Source organism: Holzapfeliella sp. JNUCC 80 (assembly GCF_053667655.1).
The window spans coordinates 1,059,673-1,076,911 of record NZ_CM132205.1; the positions used below are offsets into that span (position 1 = coordinate 1,059,673).

Annotated in this window: 18 protein-coding genes; 2 read left to right on the top strand and 16 right to left on the bottom strand. The window is 35.0% G+C overall.

Annotated elements, in window-relative coordinates; all coding sequences use genetic code 11:
- Positions 1 to 9 precede the first annotated feature (9 nt).
- The 3 genes from JNUCC80_RS05270 to JNUCC80_RS05280 form a co-directional block, all read right to left on the bottom strand.
- Entirely contained in the window at positions 10 to 447 is a 438-nt protein-coding gene (locus JNUCC80_RS05270; RefSeq protein WP_454152830.1) for a hypothetical protein, read from the bottom strand.
- A gap of 6 nt (positions 448 to 453) precedes the next feature.
- Positions 454 to 861 (bottom strand): hypothetical protein, encoded by a 408-nt coding sequence (locus tag JNUCC80_RS05275; protein WP_454152831.1) that lies wholly within the window; start codon positions 859 to 861, stop codon positions 454 to 456.
- 91 nt (positions 862 to 952) lie between these two features.
- Positions 953 to 1,636, bottom strand: coding sequence for a hypothetical protein (locus JNUCC80_RS05280; protein WP_454152832.1), 684 nt, complete (start codon positions 1,634 to 1,636; stop codon positions 953 to 955).
- Positions 1,637 to 1,828: 192 nt separating this feature from the next.
- Between JNUCC80_RS05280 and JNUCC80_RS05285 the strand changes: the two genes are divergently transcribed.
- Positions 1,829 to 2,554 carry a gamma-glutamyl-gamma-aminobutyrate hydrolase family protein gene (locus JNUCC80_RS05285; RefSeq protein ID WP_454152833.1) on the top strand — a complete coding sequence of 242 codons (726 nt, stop codon included), beginning with the start codon at positions 1,829 to 1,831 and terminating at the stop codon, positions 2,552 to 2,554.
- A 12-nt stretch (positions 2,555 to 2,566) separates the two neighbouring features.
- The gene (locus tag JNUCC80_RS05290) at positions 2,567 to 3,952 is read left to right on the top strand and encodes an APC family permease (protein WP_454152834.1); all 1,386 of its coding nucleotides are present in this window, start codon (positions 2,567 to 2,569) and stop codon (positions 3,950 to 3,952) included.
- A 32-nt stretch (positions 3,953 to 3,984) separates the two neighbouring features.
- Here JNUCC80_RS05290 and JNUCC80_RS05295 read toward each other — a convergent pair whose 3' ends face one another.
- From JNUCC80_RS05295 to JNUCC80_RS05355, 13 genes are all read right to left on the bottom strand, one after another.
- Positions 3,985 to 4,773: a metal ABC transporter permease gene (locus JNUCC80_RS05295; RefSeq protein ID WP_454152835.1), complete on the bottom strand. Its 789-nt coding sequence runs from the start codon at positions 4,771 to 4,773 to the stop codon at positions 3,985 to 3,987.
- Positions 4,773 to 5,444, bottom strand: a complete 672-nt coding sequence (locus JNUCC80_RS05300; RefSeq protein WP_454152836.1) for a metal ABC transporter ATP-binding protein — start codon at positions 5,442 to 5,444, stop codon at positions 4,773 to 4,775. Before JNUCC80_RS05300 ends, JNUCC80_RS05295 begins: the two co-directional genes overlap by 1 nt.
- A 100-nt stretch (positions 5,445 to 5,544) precedes the next feature.
- On the bottom strand, positions 5,545 to 6,414 hold the full coding sequence (gene pfkB, locus JNUCC80_RS05305; RefSeq protein WP_454153362.1) for a 1-phosphofructokinase: 870 nt from the start codon (positions 6,412 to 6,414) through the stop codon (positions 5,545 to 5,547).
- 144 nt (positions 6,415 to 6,558) lie between these two features.
- Positions 6,559 to 7,311, bottom strand: a complete 753-nt coding sequence (locus tag JNUCC80_RS05310) for an aspartate/glutamate racemase family protein (RefSeq protein ID WP_454152837.1) — start codon at positions 7,309 to 7,311, stop codon at positions 6,559 to 6,561.
- Positions 7,311 to 8,861 carry a UDP-N-acetylmuramoyl-L-alanyl-D-glutamate--2,6-diaminopimelate ligase gene (locus JNUCC80_RS05315; protein WP_454152838.1) on the bottom strand — a complete coding sequence of 517 codons (1,551 nt, stop codon included), beginning with the start codon at positions 8,859 to 8,861 and terminating at the stop codon, positions 7,311 to 7,313. Before JNUCC80_RS05315 ends, JNUCC80_RS05310 begins: the two co-directional genes overlap by 1 nt.
- 62 nt (positions 8,862 to 8,923) lie before the next feature.
- The gene (locus JNUCC80_RS05320; protein ID WP_454152839.1) at positions 8,924 to 10,240 is read right to left on the bottom strand and encodes a D-alanyl-D-alanine carboxypeptidase family protein; all 1,317 of its coding nucleotides are present in this window, start codon (positions 10,238 to 10,240) and stop codon (positions 8,924 to 8,926) included.
- Between the two features lie 16 nt (positions 10,241 to 10,256).
- Entirely contained in the window at positions 10,257 to 11,390 is a 1,134-nt protein-coding gene (locus JNUCC80_RS05325; RefSeq protein WP_454143868.1) for a sensor histidine kinase, read from the bottom strand.
- A 1-nt stretch (position 11,391) separates the two neighbouring features.
- On the bottom strand, positions 11,392 to 12,081 hold the full coding sequence (locus JNUCC80_RS05330) for a response regulator transcription factor (protein WP_339968244.1): 690 nt from the start codon (positions 12,079 to 12,081) through the stop codon (positions 11,392 to 11,394).
- Positions 12,082 to 12,102: 21 nt separating this feature from the next.
- Positions 12,103 to 13,467, bottom strand: coding sequence for a L,D-transpeptidase family protein (locus JNUCC80_RS05335; RefSeq protein WP_454152840.1), 1,365 nt, complete (start codon positions 13,465 to 13,467; stop codon positions 12,103 to 12,105).
- 149 nt (positions 13,468 to 13,616) lie between these two features.
- Positions 13,617 to 15,002 carry an Nramp family divalent metal transporter gene (locus JNUCC80_RS05340; RefSeq protein WP_454143862.1) on the bottom strand — a complete coding sequence of 462 codons (1,386 nt, stop codon included), beginning with the start codon at positions 15,000 to 15,002 and terminating at the stop codon, positions 13,617 to 13,619.
- A 133-nt stretch (positions 15,003 to 15,135) separates the two neighbouring features.
- A complete protein-coding gene (locus tag JNUCC80_RS05345; RefSeq protein ID WP_454143860.1) occupies positions 15,136 to 15,846 on the bottom strand; it encodes a DUF1129 family protein in 711 nt (236 codons plus the stop codon).
- Positions 15,847 to 15,869: 23 nt separating this feature from the next.
- Positions 15,870 to 16,970, bottom strand: a complete 1,101-nt coding sequence (ychF, locus tag JNUCC80_RS05350) for a redox-regulated ATPase YchF (protein WP_454143858.1) — start codon at positions 16,968 to 16,970, stop codon at positions 15,870 to 15,872.
- Between the two features lie 17 nt (positions 16,971 to 16,987).
- Positions 16,988 to 17,233, bottom strand: a complete 246-nt coding sequence (locus JNUCC80_RS05355) for a DUF951 domain-containing protein (RefSeq protein ID WP_454143856.1) — start codon at positions 17,231 to 17,233, stop codon at positions 16,988 to 16,990.
- Positions 17,234 to 17,239: the final 6 nt, after the last annotated feature.

The following is a 17,239-nucleotide window of genomic DNA, read 5'->3' on the forward strand; positions in this document are numbered from 1 at the left end:
GGCTATCTCCTATTGTTTAGCTATTTTTAGTGAATAATAATTAATAAAGTAAAGAATTGATGCAGTCAGCGTTACAATTCTTCCAATTAGCGCAATTGAGTTTGCTGCTTGAATATTTTTGATTGTCGTGGCTTGTTGCATAAATGGATTAGAATCAAATGGATTCTGTGACCCATAAATCGTAAATGATGATGGTAATGTTTTGTCAGCATTCATCATGGCATATAGTGTTGCACCAGCAACAATTACTACACCTATTACCATCAAGATAGAAATCCAGTTCTTGACTTTTGGATTACTTGATTCAGAATCAAGCAATACCAAGCTCATAATAATGATGATAACTGCTGCAAAAACCATTAACCACCCTGGCAATAGTAAAAAAACTAATCCTAAAATAGCATTAATTAACACAAAGTTAGATAAACTGCTGTTTTGTTTAGTCATAAATTACTATTCCTCTTCTTCAATTTTCATCACTTTATGATACTCAATGAACGCAAAAACTACTGCAACAATTCTCAAAACGCCTACAATAGTTCCTAAAACAAGTACTAAGCTAGCATCTTGTGATTGCAATAAGCTTAACGCATTATTTTCAGTTGGTAATCTAGGCGTCACGATGTAGATGTTACACCAACTAATCACAGCACTAATTATTAACAATACTGAACTCACGTTAATTGTGCGTAATTTGTAATGTTTGTAACTCTGATACAAAACAAATGCTGCAGCAACAACTAAAATGACGTCTGTAACCCCCTTTAATGAAACCGTATTTGAAACTAGTGGTGTCACTAGCAAAATATTAACAATAGCATTAAATAACAGCACCCAAGCTGTTGAACGATATGTTTTCATACTTAAAATCCCCCTTATTTTTCTTATCGTAACATACTTTTTAACGTATTACGGCGTTTATATACTAAAAAAAGACTAACTTTTACAACCGCTAGTCTTTTGTTTCTTCAATTAATTTGGTTAGAGATTCGTTAATATTTTGATCATTATTATCAGGACTCTTGAATCCTTTCGGACGTTTATACAAGTTATCATCTTCCTTAAAGAAGACACTTCCTGGTGCCACAAACATCCAGAATTCGTCCTTAATACCGTTAGTTCCCGACGTTGCCTTATTCATAATACCGGCAATTTGATCGCCAACTTCTGGTAATTTTGTCCCACTATATTCGACTGTAATCGTTTTATTTGAAGGTGCTATAGGGGAGTCATTCATAGTGCTTTTGAAATCCGTTTCTTTGATATCGCCACCCGCAAATAAAACATTAATCGTTTGGCCTCGTAAGTCACTGTCACCACGAATAACCTTATCAACTTTAACTTTCGCAAGAGTCATTGGATAGTTATCATATGGTGCTGGCTGAACGCCTACTACTTTACCACTATAAACTAAGTGACCACTTTGAATAAGCTCTTGGAAATTTTTAGGATAGTAATAGTAAGAGACCATCCAAGACATTTGTGTTTTGCTTGCAGCATAGCTACCTTGAATAATATCACTAGATTTGTTTTGGCTATTTTCGCTGGACGAAAATGTCCCCGGCATCACAAAATACACACCAATTAATAATAGCACACTAAAAATAATCAGTGCGATTCCCCTTTTTTTATTCATCCATATCTCCCCCAAAAAAGCCAACACTAAGTCTTAACTTAATATTTTACTATACTACTTTATCTAATAATTAGCGTTAACGCAATTTTATTATACATAAATTTGATTCTTTTGTTAATTTGGCTAGCAAAAAGTAAGTATAACACTTATTATTGAGGTAATTGTTATACTTTTACTATTAGGAGGATTTTTATGACACAACCAATTATTGGTATTTCGGGAAGTTTTATTACTGATGAAGGGACACCTTTTCCAGGTTATAGACGCAGTTACGTTAATGAAGATTACGTCACTTCAGTTAGTGATAATGGCGGAATTCCTTTCATTATACCTTTGACTAGCGACATGTCCGTGATTAAAAAACAAATTGAAGCTGTTGATGCTTTGATTTTATCTGGTGGACATGATGTTTCACCACGCTTCTATAATGAAGAACCCCAATCTAAATTAGGAGAAATCAGTCCAGAACGTGATGAATTTGATTTTGCACTACTTAAATATGCTGAAGAAAAACAAATTCCAGTACTCGGCATCTGTCGTGGTGCTCAAATCATGAACGTTTTTCATGGTGGTTCTTTATATCAAGACCTGTCTTATCGTTTAGGCGAAAGTCTTAAACACAACCAACAAAAGCATCCTGATATGGAAACACATACTGTTGAAATCGCACAGGATTCAAAACTTTTTGATATTTTGAAAACAAACGAAATACTTGTTAACTCATTCCATCATCAAGTAATCAACCAACTAGCTGATTCATTTGTTGAATCTGCTAAAGCACCCGATGGTGTTATTGAAGCATTTGAAAGTCCAACTCATCCTTTCTTACTAGCAGTTCAATGGCATCCTGAAATGCTACATCGCAAATCTCAATTAATGAACAACTTGTTCAAATCACTAATTAATCACACAAAATAAGAGGAGTTTATCATGAATAAGAAGTTAGGTTTTTGGTCGATTGTCTTATTAACAATCAACTCAATTATTGGATCAGGAATTTTTATTTCCCCAGGTTCTGTCGTCAAGATGGCCGGAACTTACACCCCTATTGTTTATGTTGCAGCAGCAATTTTTGCTTCACTACTGGCTTTATCATTTGCCTCTGCTGCAAAATATGTTTCAAAAGGTGGAGCAGCTTACGCTTATGCGCGTACAGCTTTTGGTCGTAATGTTGGGTTTTATGTCGGTATTACACGTTTCATTGCCGCAAGTATTGCCTGGGGAGTTATGGCAACAAGTGTGGTTAAAACCGTACTAGCTATTATGAAGCTAGATAGCAGCAATTTTGGCTTATTAACACTTGGCTTTATTGTCTTAATGGCATTACTTCTTGTTATTAATTTACTTGGACCTAAAGTCTTTGCAATTATTAACAACCTTTCAACCATCGGTAAATTATTAGCTTTATTAACAATTATTATCTTTGGAATTTACATGCTAATTAGTACTGGTGCTAATCATTTCTTGGATGTTAACAACTTCCAAAATGCAAACGGCCAGCCTTTAATTTCATCACTTAATACTTCAGCCTTTGTTATGGCGACAATCACTGCTTTTTATGCACTGAATGGGTTTGAAAGTATCGCCAGTGGTTCAAGTGACATGCAAAAACCTGAAAAGAACTTACCTAAAGCTTTACCTCTTGGTATGCTAATTATTGCTTTAATCTATATTGGAATTGTTTCAATTTCAATGATGATTAATCCACATGCTTTAGTTTTTAGTAATCAAGTTGTCGCTTTAGTTGATATTTTTGACAACGGTATTGTGAAGAATATTGTCCTTTATGGTGCTTTAATTTCAATGTTTGGGATTAACGTTGCTTCATCTTTCCACACACCTCGTGTTCTTGAAGCAATTGCAAAAGAAAAACAAATTCCAGCGATCTTCGCTAAACGTAACAAACAAGATATTCCGTTAATCTCATTTTTAGTCACAATTGTGATTGCCATTGTCATTCCAATGGCTTTCCAATACAACATGACCAACATTATTATCATCAGTACCATGTCTCGTTTCGTACAATTCATCGTGGTTCCTTTATCTGTTATCATGTTTTTCTACGGTAAAAACTCTGAAGAAACGATTTCCACAGCTAAAAGAAATATCGCAACCGATGTTTTCGTACCCATTGTTTCATTAGTACTAACGGCATTCTTACTAATCAAGTTTGACTGGGTTGGTCAATTCTCGATTGTCGATGCAACAGGTTCACATCTTAATATCTATGCTATTTCAGCCATGGTTATTGGTTATGTCATTCTGCCAATTGTTTTATATATTTTCAATCGACAATCAAAAACTAGTTTAAACTAAAAAAATAAGCGTGTTCACACACGCTTATTTTTTTATGCTTTTCTTTTGATTAGATAAACAATAATATAAATGACCACTTCGATTGATGAAATAAAGAAAGTTACTGGCCAGTTCGTAATATAACTTAAATACAAACCACCCCAAACACCAACTAAAGCTAGCCCAATAGACCAAGCAATCATTGATAAAATTGATTTACCTAAATATTTTGCAATTGAAGCTGGTAATGTAATTAAGATAAATACTAGTAAAGACCCGACAACTTGTGCGCCGACACTAACACTCATAGCAAGTAATACTAAGAATAAAATTGAAATTAAGAATGTCGGTAGTCTTTGTGCAGCGGCTCCTACTGTATCAAATGAATCGAATGCTAGCCAGCGATATAAAACGAAAACTGAAATTAAGACGACAACAGATAATCCAATCAACTGAAAGACACCTTGTTGATCAATACTGATGATACTTCCAAATAAAATATTCGTAGCATATCTTGAACTCGCATTTGATAGTGATAAGAACAAAATACCTAAACCAGTAAAGAATGCGGATACGACACTAATTGCCGTTTCACGTTTTGAAGATTTAAGGCTCAATGTCCCTACACTAACTGAACTTAACAAGGTGAATAGTAACATCCCAAGTAACGGTGAAATTCCCATAAAGACAGCAAATGATGCCCCAGCAAACCCAATTTCAGATAAAGTATGTGCTAAGAAACTCAATTGACGTGCAATTACAAAAACACCGATAATCCCACTCACAATGGCAATAAAGGTACTGGCAAAAAATGCGTTTCGCATAAACTCATAAGCAAACATTAACGTCCCACCCGACTTTCATCAAAGTTTTTAATTTTACCAGTTTCATAACTACCTGGTTGCATAAAAATATAGTCCTCCGTAAATTCTTTGGCTAATTCGATATCATGTGTCGCAAATAGAACCGTAATTTTTCGAGTCTTGTTGAGTTGTTTAACTAAACTCATCAAACTTAATTTAGCTGTCGGATCTAAGCTCGCTGTTGATTCATCTAAAATAATAAAATCTGGATTATCAATTAAGGCTTGAGCTAAGTATGCGCGTTGCTTTTCCCCTCCAGATAATTCACCCATAGATGAATTTTGAATAGCAGTTAAATTTGTTTCTTGAATAATATTATGTACGCTTTTTTTATAAGCTTTGCTTTTAAATAACCCGGCGTTTAACTGAATAAAATTCTTAACGGACAATGGATAGTCTTTATCAATATTGCGAAACTGAGGAACATAGCCCACTTTGATAGGTTGTCCATCTGCTTTTTTTGAATAGGTAACTTCACCCGTTGTCGGCTGTAACATTTTCATTAGTACTCTTATTAAAGTGGTTTTTCCAACACCGTTTTGTCCAATTAAACTGGTTGTGGATCCTTCCTTTAAACTAAAAGATAAATCTTCAAAGACAACTTGTCCCTCAAAAGAAACGGATAGGTCTTTGACAGTTATAATATTCATTTATTCTGACACCTCGGTTGATTTAAATAGTAACTATTACGATATAACACTTTATCACAATATTAACAAAATGCCTATATTAAAACAAAAAAATCGAGAATTAAATCTCGATTATGTCAACGTGCTTCAATTGTTGATTGATTTGGGGTTCTGTTGCAATGTCTTCGGTGAAAGCTGTTGCACTTCCACAGGCCACACCCATTTTGAAAGCGGCAACGGCATCTTGTGTTTGACTATAAGTTCCAACAAACCCTGCAACCATTGAGTCACCAGCACCTACGGAATTAACCACTTTACCCGTTAAAGGCCTAGCATAGTACACGGTATCTTCTGTCACAAGATAAGCACCGTCTCCTGCCATGGACACAATAACATTTTGTGCACCCATTTTTTGCAATTTTCGACCATGTTCAATAATCTCTTCTTGGGTTGAAAACGTCGTCTCAAAAATATCTGCTAATTCATGATGATTAGGTTTAACCATTAGCGGCTTTTTATCCAGACAATCGAGTAAACTCTGGCCACTTGTATCTAGAACAAATTGACTTCCTTGCTCTTTAATCAAGTCAATCAGTTGGAAATAGAAATCATCTGGTAACCCTCTGGCTAAACTTCCAGACATGACAACAATATCATCTTCAGTAAGTTGCGTTAGCTTTGTCTTAAATGTATGTTGCTCTTGCATACTAATTTTAGGACCACCCGCATTAATTTCTGTCTCTTGATCGGCTTTGACTTTGACATTAATCCGCGTTTTTTCAAGAATAGTTGTAAAATCACTCTTAATTTTCTTTTGATTCAACTGCTGTAATAATTCTTGTCCAGTTGAGCCACCAATAAATCCAAGTGCACAATTATCCACATCCAGCTGTGTTAACACCTGCGATACATTAATCCCTTTTCCTCCGGCAAATAAAGTAGCCGCTGTTGTTCGATTGACCTCACCTAAATCAAGTGAATCAAGGGCCATCACATAATCCAATGATGGGTTAACTGTAATTGTATAAACTTTCAAAATCTCACGCTCCTAAACCGTATAATACTGTAATACTAGCATAAAAAGTTTCAACCGATAATGCAAAAAATTAGTTTTAAAAAAGCTTAGACAATTAGTCTAAGCTTCTTGATAACGTTTGATAAGTTGATTTTTGTCTTTTCCTTGGCGGATTTGAGTTACTAAATCAATCGTGACATCGGCTATGATGCTTTGTGCATCAATTACTTGATAATCATGATTAGCACCTTTTTCTTGTGCTAAGGACAATTCTGTACATCCAAGAACAATGACATTAACCCCATAATCATCATGCATTTTTTGCAAAATTCGATGATACAAAGCAATGTCGACAATCCCTTTTTCTTTGATGTTTTTATAAATTAATTCATCGACTAATTCTTGAATTTCAGAACCACCTAAGAAAACTTCTTTGCCTACTTTTTCGATTTCGTTTTTGTAAATACCATCGGCAATCGTTCCGCGTGTTGCAATCAAACCAATTTTATCTTCACTGGGATATTGTGCAACCATTTGTTTAATCGCAATACGTGGCATATGCAAGATAGGTGATTGACTATGTTGTTGTAATTCCTCATAGAAATAATGCGCCGTGTTACAAACCATCACAATGAAATCAGGTGACAGTTTGTTCTGTTGTTCAATATCATCAATCAAATAAGGTAAAAAGCTTTCATGTTCGCTGGGATTCAAAATATAAGAAGTACGGTCTGGTACAGTCGCATGGTTAACCAAAATATAATTTAAATAATCTTGGTCGCGTCTGATTTTGACACGATGGTTAATTAAACGAACATAACTTTCCGTTGCAATCGTTCCCATGCCACCTAATATACTAAAAAACTCTCTCATTATTTTAGTTCCTGCGATTCAATGATGGACTTAGCAATCACTTGATCAGTTTCATAAGGTGTATCAATACCTCTCACTTTTTGGTAAGCATCGTTTCCTTTGCCGGCCAAAATAATCACTTCATCTTTTTGACTGGCAGTCATTGCTTTTTTGATTGCTGTTTTACGATCTAATTCGATTTCAACATTTAACTTATCATGATTTAATTGTTCATCAATCTCATTTGCGATATCTTCTGGATTTTCAAATCCTGGATCATCTGTCGTTAAGTAAACTTGACTAGCAAATTCGTTCAAAGCTGTCGCAAAGTCTTTTCGACGAGAAATACCTTTGTCCCCTGGACTACCCACAGCAACCGTCATTTTAGGGTCATTGAATTCAGTTTTTAAGAATGATAGTAAGGCACGCATACTTGCTAGATTATGCGCATAATCAATAATTACATTTGCGCCATTTTGCAATTTCAATACTTGCATTCTTCCAGGTATTTGTACTTTAGCAATTCCTTTAGCAATTTCTTTTTGAGCAACGCCAACCAAACTCCCCGCAATAATTGCTGCAGTAGCATTACTTTCATTAAAATCACCAATCAAACTTAATTGGTAATCACCAGAAATCGCCAATTCAGATTGATCAGCATCAATTTTAAATTGTGATTTTGCCATATCAAATTCAATGTTTTCAAAGCTAACATTAATAGGTTTTTGATAAAAATGGCTGTTCAAGTCATAACCTTTGCGACCATAAGTAAAGATACTATCAGGATTAGTTGTTGTTTTTGCAGCTAGATAAATTTCGTCAAAATGATCAGTTTCTGCATTAATGATTACTTTACGAGAGTTGACCAACAATTGTAATTTACAGTGCAAGTAGTCATCGAAGTTAGGATGTTCATTAGCACCAATATGATCTGGTGTAATGTTTAAAAAGATACCTAAATCATAGGTTAAGCCAAATACACGGCTCTTTTTATAAGCTTGAGAAGAGACTTCCATTACTAAATGTGTCATACCATTATCAACAGATCTTCTCATATCACGGAATAAATCAAGTGATTCTGGTGTTGTTAAATCTGACTTAAATGTATCTTCAGGTTTTGGCCCAACAATACGATCTACTGTCGAAAACAACGCTGTCTTGTTGTCGTTTTGGCGATCTAAAATTCCCTTTAAGAAATAGGAAGAGGTTGTTTTTCCCTTGGTTCCTGTAATCCCTACAACGAACAAATCATCTTGTGGGTAGTTGAAAAAGGCTGCTGAAAGTATCGCCATTGCTTTTTGAACATCACGAACGATTAAAGCGTGCATACCGTTACCTTCAATGTGAGGTTGCTCTGCTACATAAGCAATTGCACCATTTTCACGTGCGTTTAGTAAATAAGTTGGTCTGAACTTTTCACCCTTAATGAAAAATAAGGAATCAACATCTACATTACGTGAGTCATAGCTTACATTTTGAAATTCCATTGGAACTAGGTCCTGAACTGCACTACTTTTTAGTAGGTGGTGTTCTTTTAATATTAAAATACTGGTTTGTAATGATAGTGTCATACATTTGACCCCTTAACTTGTTAATTTTACTCAATTATAACTAATACTGAGAATGTTTGAAATTATTTTCCAAATAAACTACTGAAAAATGATGAAATGGCATGCCAAATCTTTTCAAAGAAGTTCATTTCATCGACAGAATCTTTTGTGACAATCGAAACTTCATCGCTTTTAGTGTCCAAGTATCCTAGACCATCGTCATTAATTTTGACATGTCCAACTTGTTGACCTTTGGTAACGCTATTAAGCTCGTTATCTTTTACTGTCATTTCAATCGTTGTTTGAGGTGTTTCATCACTCGCTTTTTTGAATACGACCACAGGTGCTGAAGTTTCTAACTTAACTTCTGATGATTTAGCATAGTTCAATTTCAATGGTGTGGTAATTTCTTGATTGGCATCATAAACTTTTACCTTAGTGTAGTTTTTGAATACGTCACGCATAATGTCTGCTGTAACTTTGAATCGCTTACCTTTATCATTATCGTCTCCATTAGCATGCATGACAATTGTAATGACACGATAGCCGTTCTTTTCTGCAGTTCCTACAAAACATTCCCCTGCAGCATCAGTTGTCCCCGTTTTCAACCCATCAACTGGTAAGTCTGAATAGTTATCAGGCATTCCAGGTAGCATGCGGTTAAAACTGGTCATTTTATATGAATCAGTGCGACCTGAAGCAAAAATTTGTGATGATTGTTTTGTAATACTTAGTGTATCTGGGTAATCATTAATCACATGCTGTGCGATTTTAGCTAAGCTTTGTGCAGACATTTCATTTTCAACATTTTCGCTAATACCAGGTACACGGTACTTTTCAGGAATGTCAGAATTTGATAACCCGCTCACGTTTACAATTTTTGCATCACGAATATTCCATTGTGCTAATTGTTTATTCATCATTTCAACGAAGTCTTTTTGTGAACCAGCTACCTTATTAGCTAACAACATTGCTGCAGCATTAGACGAATAAATCCAACCTGATTCATAAAGTTCCTTTACACTGTATTTTTCGCCTGCAGTTAGTGGAATATTAGATAGACGCGTATCTTTTGTCCAATCGGCAATATCTTGTGGAACTGTGATTTGATCGTCAAATGACAACTTATTGTTCTTAATTTGATCACGAACAATATACAGCGTTAACATTTTTGTCATAGATGCAATCGGCAATACTTGTGTTGAATCCTGATTAAATAAGATTTTTCCTGTTTCAGAATCAATTGCTAGTGCTGATTTGGCACTAACCTTAGTTTGACTATTAGCCGATTCAGCCGCACTTACTGTCTGAGATTGTGCGCCTAAGATTGGTGCAGTAAAAAACGACAATAACAGTGTCATTATTGTCATTAATGTCATTTTTTGAGTTTTTGTTTTCATAAACTCTTTCCTACCTTCAATTTTTTTCCATAAAATACTGGGGCATTTCAATTATAAATTCTGTGAGCTTAGAGCTCGATTTAGCAAATATTTGACCATGATGCAATGTAATAATTTCTTGTGAAATAGCAAGTCCCAGTCCTGTTCCCCCTGTTTGCGTCGAACGTGAACTTTCAACACGATAAAATCGCTCAAACAAGCGGTTTAAAGAAGCTTTAGGGATTTTTTGACCATCATTTTGAACAGTTAATTCTACCTGCCCATTTTGTTCTTTAGCAGTTAGCTTAATGAATGTCGCTTTTTTCCCATACTTCAATGCATTACTAATTAAGTTATTAAATACACGACCTAATTTTTCATTATCGGCATTCATCTCAAGGTGACTAGGTGAAACCGAAACTTCAATTTTGATACCTTTTTCCTTTGCTTCAAGTTCAAAACTTGCTGCTAATTGATTCAGCATATCATCTACAATGAAGTTATTAGGCGTGATATTAACTTGACGCTCATGAACTGTTGTATAGTCAAATAGATCATCAGCTAGTACTTTCATTTGCTGTGATTTGATGTACGCAATATCAACATAATGCTTAATGTTATCGTCTCCAAAATCCATCGTTTGCAACAAGCCAAGGTAACCAATGATTGACGTTAGCGGTGTTCTGATATCATGACTAACGTTTGTAATTAACTCTTCATTTCTTTTTTTGATAGCTCGTTCTTCATTCATCGCGGTCACTGTACTATCCACCAGTGAATTAATACTATCGACCATTCGCTGAAGATCATTTTCAACCACAAAATTAATTCGATGATCGAAATGACCTTGTGCAATATAATGTAATTCTGAAATCACATGGCGCATTTGCATTTGACGATAACGTCTTAATAATCGCCAATAAAGTACGATGATGTCTAAGATAACCATAAAGCTAATCAAAAAGATTTGAACTGGCCAACTGTCAAAATTATAACGAAACAAAATAGCGTTTTTTAAAAGCTCACCCAAATTAGTGTGATTAATAATTGCTGAATTAATTAAAATTGTAATCGATAAATTCAGTAACAACAGTAAAATAACTGTGATAACACCTTCAATGAAAAGTTCACTCTTTTCTTTTGGCGTTAACTGAACTTTTGGCTTAGTCATATTAGACCTCCACTTTGTAACCGACTCCCCAAACGGTTTCAATTACCTTTTCACCATCTGTTGCTTCTTCGATTTTGTCTCGCAAGTGACTCACATGAACCATTACTGTTTTGGCTGAAACGACACTTTCTTGACGCCATACTTTTTCAAAAATTTCATTAGCTGAAAAAACACGATTTGGATGAGTAGCTAATAAATGTAAAATACCAAATTCTAGAGCTGTTAATTGAATTTTTTTGCCAGCTTGTGTTTTAACTTCGTGTGAATCTTTATTAATTTCAAGTGGTCCTACTTTTAAGATAGCAGGTTCTGATGCAGTCACTTTCTTTTCACTACGGCGTAGTAATGATCTTACACGTGCCATAACTTCAAGTGGATTAAAAGGTTTTGAAACATAGTCATCTGCACCAGTAATCAAACCTTTGATTTTATCCATATCCGCTGTTTTAGCTGAAACGACAATAATTGGAATATCTGAATCACGTCTAACTTGTTTAATCACGTCAATTCCACTCATGTTAGGCATCATAATATCTAAAATCATCAATCCAATTTCAGACGATAAGGTACTTAATTTTGATACAGCTTCTTGACCGCTATGTGCTGCAACAGGCTCATAACCTTCGTTCTTTAAGTAGATACTAAGTAGTTCTACAATTTCTTTATCATCATCAACGACTAAAATTTTCAATTTTTAGACCTCTTTTCATTTTTAGTAAATTACAACGGGTGTTCCCATCGCAACGGCTTCATAAACTTTCGGCATCACACTTGGTGAAATATTGATACAGCCGTGAGACCCATGTGTTTGATACCAAGTGCCACCAAATTTAGGCTGCCAATTAGCATCATGCAAACCAACACCGGTGTTATCAATAGGCATCCAGTAGTTAACTGGTGAAGCATATGGACTACCGTCATTATTAAGACCTCTAAGTACTGCATTTTGTTGTTTTGACCAAACAGCCCAAACACCTTTTGGTGTGTCTTGACCTGGAAGTCCTGTCACAACATCTGTTGTTAAAACAAGTTGACCTTGTTTATAAATCCAAAGCTTTTGTGATGCAATATTTACTTCAACATAAGTGTCACCAATGTCAGTTCCACTAGTGTTGTACCCAGAACCCGAAATCTTAGGCTGTCTTGAGAATTTATTACCATTAAAAATATCTTGTTTTAATTGGCTCAACTCTGATTCAACGTTAATACTCCACCCGTATGTTCCTGCAGGAACAGTTACGACTGCACCTGATGTTGTCTTAAAGATTCTTGATTTATTCACTGTGCCATATTTTTGATTTAAACTTCTCAAGTAGGTTCTCATCGCTGTTTCATCAAAATTGATTTTGTTATCTTTGAAATCAACCCATGATAGCACAAGACTATTTGACACAACTTCTGTGTTATTACCAATTGTGTAAGCACCTGAAACATTAGCAACATTGTTTAATTTTTTTAGATTATTTTGTAAATCTGTATTATCAGAAGTTACAGTAGGCTTAATGTATTGATCATTCAGCTGGATATTTTGATTACCAGATTGGATATTTTCAATAATATAAGTCATAACATTATCAACGTTGAATTGATTCCCTTGTGTTTCAGATACAAGCTGAAAACCTTGGTTACCAGTTCTTTGGATGCTTGCATTTTTGGATTCAGTACGGCTTTGATTTTCTTTGTTCAAAAGATTTGATAAGTAGCTTTTAGCTGATGCTTCATCGAATCCTTGATTCTGTGTTGCATTTACTGTCTGGCTAGTTTTAAATAACCACGGATTTTGCTGTGTCATACGTGCTGTTAAATCACTATTGTAATCAACTTTCAATCCAATGTCTTTTCCAGTAAACTGGCCAACCACTTTATCCCCATCACGTAATGTGTAAGTGGTTTCATTTAGTTTGTTTGTCAACTTAGCCTCAGCTTGATCTTTTGTTAATTGACCAATTGATTGGCCATAAACTGTTGTTCCTGGTAAGAATCGACTACTATAATATGAACCAAATCCTATATAAACAACTAATAGACTAAGTAAAAAAACAAAAACCCCGATTTTTAACTTATTTGCTTTCTTCATATGTATACCTCACTATTATTACTTAATCACTCATTATTAGTTCATTATATACTAGTTTGGTTTGACCTATCAATCAATCGCCCTAAAACAAAAGAAAAACTAAAATAAAAAAGCGGACAACAGCCTATATTGTCCGCTTTTTGTTGGTATTATTGTACCCAACCTAATGTTTGTAAAATCAAGAATATGTTTAATCCAGTTAGAATAATTGCAACTAGACTAGAAGTAATAGTAACCCATTTTTTATTCACAAAAGGTCCCATAATTTTCTTATTAGCTGTAAACATCACTAATGGAATAATTGAAACAGGTAATGCAATACTTAAAAATACTTGTGAAAAGACCAACAAGTCCTCGATTTTTGCTTCGTTACTGTGATAAATAATCGCAAAAATCAAAACAGGAATAACTGAAATTAATCGTGTGATCACACGTCTAGCCCACATTGGCATTTTTAAGTGAATGAAACCTTCCATTACGATTTGACCAGATAATGTTCCGGTAATCGTTGAGTTTTGTCCTGAGGCTAATAAGGCTACCGCAAACAACACACTCAAGATAGGGCTGGCAATAACACCTGCAACTTGAGGATTTTGAAGTGCATTGTATAGTTCAGAGAATGTCCCTAAATCTGTTTGTGCACCATAGAAAAGAGCTGCACCTAGTAGTAATAGTAATGTATTAACTACAAAAGCTACTGATAATTGAATATTTGAATCTAGTACTGTAAATTTAATTGCACGTCTTTTTTCTTCAATATTATTACGATCATATTGTCTAGCTTGTGCAATGGAAGAGTGTAAGTATAAGTTATGTGGCATAACTGTTGCCCCAACAATACCTAAAGCGATATAGAAAGCACCCTTGTTTGTCACAACTTCTGGTTGAGGAATGTATCCTGCAAACATTGCACCAACATCAGGTCTAGCTAAAATAACTTCATAGAGGAAAATAACCAAAATAGACACAATCAAAGCGCCAACAATTGCTTCGATTTTTCGAAAACCAAGTTTCATTAATAGCAATAGCAACATCACATCTAATGTCGTTAAAAATATACCTACAATTAAAGGTAAATTGAACAACAATTTTAGCGCAATCGCTGCACCCACAATTTCGGCAATATCAGTCGCCATAATGGCAAGTTCTGTAATAATCCAAAGTGTATAACGTAGCCATGTTGGTGAGTGTTTAGCGGTTGCTTGCGCTAAATCAAGACCACTAGCAATTCCAAGTCTTGCAGACATAGCTTGTAATAACATCGCAATTAAGCTCGAAATCAAAATAACACTTAATAGTGTGTATTGATATTGAGCTCCCCCAGCAATAGATGTTACCCAGTTACCTGGATCCATATAGCCAACAGCAACTAAAGCTCCTGGTCCACTAAAAGCAAATAGCGTTCTCCAAAATCCACCTTTTTTAGGAACTGCTACTGTTCCATTAATTTCTTCAAGCGAAGGACCATCTGCGTAATGAAACATTTTGGTCTCTTCATTAGTCATCTTATCCCGTTCACTTTCTTCTTTACTCATTGAAGCTCCTCCTTAAAAAGTTAAATCTCATCTGTGATTCATAATACTCTTTTGTTAGGTGTTTGTACATAAAAAATTAGGCTTACTTAATTTTTTTATTTAATAGGCAAAAAAATAACATGCACAAGGCATGTTATCTTCTACCCGCATTAGTTGGATTAAGCGGACTATATTTAATATCGTAGTATTTTCTGAACCCGTAACGTACTGCAAACAAGATAACAGCTAAGATAATAAATCCGACCGCAGATGGTCTTGGATTAATAACGGCTGGCAAGTAAACGGTTAACGTTGTTAGTCCCATATAAATCAAAATGCAAAGTAGGAAATACAATAATAATTTCCATAATTTAGGTCGTTCTGATTTTGGCTTTTGCATCACAATATTGTAGTAAGGCATCATAACCCCAAACAAGATTGCAATCATCAAGATACTCAAAACGCCAAATTGATTGGATTCTGGGCGACTTGACGTAAATAACGACATAATTCCAAGTAATGCCGCAAACATCACACCATAGAATAATCCTGAATCAACTGCTAGTTGCCAGTAAGGATAATCTGCATAACTTGCGCCTTCTGGTCTTGCTTTTTTGTTGAGCAATTGATTAGCAAATTGACTAGCTGGACCGTATAATTTATTAGCCGGTCTACCTTTTCGTTGTTCTTGAACAATTTCTTCTAAATGTTCGTTCACTTTTTCTTGTGCTTGATCAGCAGTTAATTTTTGCGCTTGCAAAAACTTTTCTACGCGATAGATATATTCTTCATTACGTTTTGTTAGTTCAGCTCTTAGCGCTTTAAAATCAACTGTTTTGGGTTCTTCTTTTTGAGATTGTGCCAACAGAAATCGCTCCTTATATTTGATTAGACGTTAAATCTAAATTCGATAATATCGCCATCTTCAACAACATATTCTTTACCTTCTAGACGCATACGTCCAGCTTCTTTAACTTTTTGCATGGATTCGTATTTGTCTAAGTCATCAAAAGCGACAACTTCAGCACGAATGAATCCACGTTCAAAGTCTGAGTGAATAACTCCAGCAACTTGTGGGGCTTTCATACCTTTCTTGAATGTCCAAGCACGTGTTTCTTTTTCACCAGCTGTAAAGAATGTTTGTAGTCCTAGCAAGTAGTAAGCAGCTTTAATTAAGCGATCTAGACCTGATTCAGTCACACCTTCAGCTTCTAAGAATTCTTGACGTTCATCTTCATCTAGCGTTGCAATTTCTTCTTCAGTTTTAGCAGAAATTGCTAAAGCATCAGCACCTTCATTATTTGCATATTCTTTAATTAACTTGAAGTATTCAACGTCTTCAGGGTTAGCCATGTTTTCTTCAGCAATATTACCTACGTAAATAATTGGTTTTGAAGTTAATAGGAAAAGACCTTTAACAATTTTTTGTTCTTCTTCAGTGAATTCGATTGAACGAACAGATCCACCTTCTTCAAGAACTGGTTTGATTTTGTTTAGAACTTCAAGTTCAGCTAAAGCATCTTTATCTTTTGTACGAGCAACTTTTTCAACTTTACCTAAACGTTTTGTAACGCTGTCTAAATCAGACAAGCTTAACTCTAAGTTGATTGTTTCGATGTCTTCAATTGGGTCAACTTTACCAGTAACACTTGTAATATTGTCATCATCAAATGCACGGACAACATGCACAATCGCATCCACTTGGCGAATGTTTTCTAAGAATTTGTTTCCTAGTCCTTCACCCTTACTTGCACCCTTTACAAGACCTGCAATATCTGTAAATTCAAAAGTTGTCTTGATAATTTTTTTAGCGGGGATTAAATCAGTAATACGGTTTAAACGATCATCGGGAACTTCAACCATCCCAACGTTTGGATCAATTGTCGCAAATGGGTAGTTTGCCATTTCCGCTCCTGCTTTTGTAATTGCGTTAAAAAGTGTTGATTTACCAACGTTAGGTAAACCTACGATTCCTGCTGTTAATGCCATGAATAAAAATTCTCCTTCTATATTTTTGGTTGTTGTAATTGATCAAGTGTCACGTAATGTGATTCCTGTTCAATTTTAACATCGGGTTGTTTGGTTGCGATTTTTTTCAAGCGTTTTGAAAAATCTCGGCGAGGCATCATAATAATATGCCCACACCCCATACAACAAATTTTGATATCTGCACCTAGTCGAATCACTTCAAATCGATTTTGACCACATGCATGTGACTTTTTCATTGTCACTAAATCGCCTAATTCAAACATATATAC